This window comes from uncultured Cardiobacterium sp., from assembly GCF_938028185.1.
Taxonomy (GTDB): Bacteria; Pseudomonadota; Gammaproteobacteria; order Cardiobacteriales; family Cardiobacteriaceae; genus Cardiobacterium.
In genome coordinates, this window is record NZ_CALJAH010000365.1 from 1 (window position 1) to 2,909 (window position 2,909).

3 protein-coding genes and 1 pseudogene are annotated in these 2,909 nt (G+C 56.2%); 3 read left to right on the plus strand and 1 reads right to left on the minus strand.

All coding sequences use genetic code 11. The annotated features are described in order from the left end of the window. Positions 1–458 (plus strand): HpcH/HpaI aldolase/citrate lyase family protein (locus tag Q0349_RS10825; protein WP_298080958.1); only part of this gene is annotated, 458 nt, incomplete at its 5' end. A gap of 224 nt (positions 459–682) precedes the next feature. Here Q0349_RS10825 and Q0349_RS10830 read toward each other — a convergent pair. Further along, a pseudogene (locus Q0349_RS10830) lies at positions 683–1,111 on the minus strand (WG repeat-containing protein); the annotation flags it as partial. Positions 1,112–1,310: 199 nt separating this feature from the next. Here Q0349_RS10830 and Q0349_RS10835 point away from each other — a divergent pair. Continuing rightward, the gene (locus Q0349_RS10835) at positions 1,311–2,015 is read left to right on the plus strand and encodes a DUF6585 family protein (RefSeq protein ID WP_298080959.1); all 705 of its coding nucleotides are present in this window, start codon (positions 1,311–1,313) and stop codon (positions 2,013–2,015) included. Between the two features lie 165 nt (positions 2,016–2,180). Beyond that, entirely contained in the window at positions 2,181–2,756 is a 576-nt protein-coding gene (locus tag Q0349_RS10840) for a TerD family protein (protein WP_298080960.1), read from the plus strand. The last annotated feature ends 153 nt before the right edge of the window (positions 2,757–2,909 follow it).

Genomic DNA, 2,909 nt, shown 5'->3' on the forward strand with positions numbered 1-2,909 from the left:
ACCAACTCGACCGCGACTGGCGCGCGCAAATCCTCTGCCTGCGCATCGGCGGCAACGACCTCATCAGCCACCTGCACCTGCGCCGTCCGCGCGACGCCACCCTCTACGCCACCCCCGTCGGCAGCCTGATAGACCGCCTCGTCGGCATCTACAAACCGCACGGCTACCACCTCTCCGCGCCGGTCTTTGAACTGCTCGACCAGCCGGAACTGCTGGCGCAAGAAGTGGCAGAAGACCTGCGCCACGGCCTCACCGGCAAAAGCGCCATACACCCGGCGCAAGTCGCCATCATCGAAGCGCATTACCGCGTGAGCAAATCCGAACGCGACCTCGCCGCGCAAATCCTTGCCGACGACAGCGCCATCTTCCGCGCGAACGGGGCGATGCAAGAAAAAACCACGCATGGCAAATGGGCGCAAAACATCTTGCAGGCGGCGGAGCACTGGTTGGAAGAATGAAGCCGCGCAGCCCGTTCCGCTTTTTCCCTGTCCCGCGCCATGTACACCGCTTGCAGCGCCGACGCCGTTAGCGGCTTGCCGTACAAATCAAAAAAGTCTTCCCCGCCATCGGCTTTTTCTGCACCAATAAAGCCTTGCTCGCCATAAATATGCACATCGCGGTAACGCGGAATGATTTCCTGCCCGCTGCGGTCAATCAGGGTGTATTGTCTTTTAATCCTGACGCGCGCCACGTCGCGATGGAAGTCATCGGCATAATCATAGATAAAAGGAATGACCTCCCGCCCTTTGTCATCAATATAGCCGAAGCTCTCCTGATTGATCTTGCGTGCGCGCCGCAGTCCATTGGAAAGTTTGCCCAGATAGTCATAAGTATAGTCATGCGGTGCAGGAACAAGTTCCCGGCTTTTTGTATCAAGAATCCATTCCTGGCCATTGTCAGCTACGCGCACCCGCCCGTCGGCAACATCACCAACCTCGTCAAATTCCAGTGCAGAAAAAGGAGCGGGACAACGGAAAAGGTCATACCAGAGAATATCAACATGACTGATGAACCAGTACAACAGCAGCAGCGCTATTGCAGTCCCCGTCATAACTACCAGGTATTGTGCAATTATCGAATGCTCAATGATGCGCCAGATTTTGTTTTTCATAAATTTCCTGCGAGGTATGAAAAAATGACAGACAAGCCGACAGCGGCAATTATTGAATCACTCCGTCAGACAGAAAACAATGTCGGTCAATCCGTTGCCCAAAGCGACACGAAATCCGCAGCGAATCGTATTGCATTGTCCCTCGTCCGGGCAGATGTGCGACAATGCCCACCCCTTTATTTCATACAAGGAGTGTCCCATGTCCCACCCCGCCATTTATCGCAATCCGCCACGGCTTGCCGTCATCTACGCCATATTGCTGTTCGTCCTGATCGCCACCTGCATTTACAACGGTGAAAATGACCTGCCCTTTACGATCGTGTTGTTGCTCGTCTCTTCGCCTTTGCTGTTGTTTGCGCTTTATCGCCTGCTCGCCAGCCTGCTGCGTCGTGCCGAGGTTTTTGACGACCGCATTTGCTATCGCGGTCTCTTGGGCAGCAAAACGTTTGAATTTTCGCCAGAAATGGAGCTTTACGTCGCCCGCGGGCTTTACCGTCTGCTTGTCGTTTTCCGCCCGCACTGGACGGTCATTCGTCTGCGCAATGACGATGGCAACCGCCTACGCATCGCCCTGCATTGGCAGGCGGCGGAAGACATCGTCGCCGCCATCGAGGAATATCAGATACGCCACACCCTACCCGCCTTGCAACGCGCCTTTGCCGCCCATGAGGCTATTGTTTTTGGTTGGTTGACGAGCAGTTCGGATGAAATCAGTAGAAAAAACAAGGTAGTCTCACTAGACGACGACTGTGATTGCGACATTGCCAACGGCGATTTCAGCGTGCGCCAGCGCAAGGCGGACGGCAGCCGCGCCTGGTGGCCGCTACTCAGTGTTCCCTGCCAGAAAATTGCCAATCTGCGCCTATTCTGCCTGCTTCATGGCTGGAATGTGGACTTGAAGTGAGGCCACCCGCCGCGATTACACCCCGCCGTTTGCTTTCTGAATTTATGGCGATACGCCGCTTGATGTAAACGGGTGGCAACTGGCACGCCCCGCCAATCGCCGATATAATCGGCGGTGCAGCATTCCTGCAAAAATCCTTTCTTTTCAAACTACAGGAGAATTTCCATGGCCATCAGTCTGCAAAAAGGCGGCAACGTCAGCCTGAGCAAAGAAGCCCCCGGTATGCAAAAGATGCTCATCGGCCTGGGTTGGGATGTGCGCGCCACCGACGGCGCCGATTTCGACCTGGACGGCAGCGCCTTCTTGCTCAATGCCAGCGGCAAGGTGCGCTCGGATGCCGATTTCATCTTCTACAACCAGCCGAAATCTGCCGACGGCAGCGTCGTCCACACCGGCGACAACCGCACCGGCGAGGGCGAAGGCGATGACGAAACCATCATCGTTGAGCTGAACAAGGTACCGGCAGATGTGGAAAAAATCGCCGTCGCCGTCACCATTCACGACGCCGAGGCGCGCGGCCAGAACTTCGGTCAGGTTTCCAGCGCCTTTATCCGCTGCGTCAATCAGGACAACGGCACCGAAATCGCCCGCTTTGACCTCTCCGAAGATGCCTCGGTAGAGACGGCGATGATTTTCGGCGAGATTTACCGCCACAACGGCGAATGGAAATTCAAGGCCATCGGCCAGGGTTTCAAGGGCGGTCTCGGCCCGCTCGCCAAAAATTACGGCGTCAATATTTAAGTGCCATCACCGGCCAGGCTGCCCGCACCGGGCAGCTTTTTTTTGCGGCGAGTTGTCTTTGTTCACGCAGTATAGCCATCCACCGAAAGCCTCATACGGTGTTGCGCCGCCTCGCCGTACAAATGCGTACTGCCTTCGGCGGCGCGCCTTGTC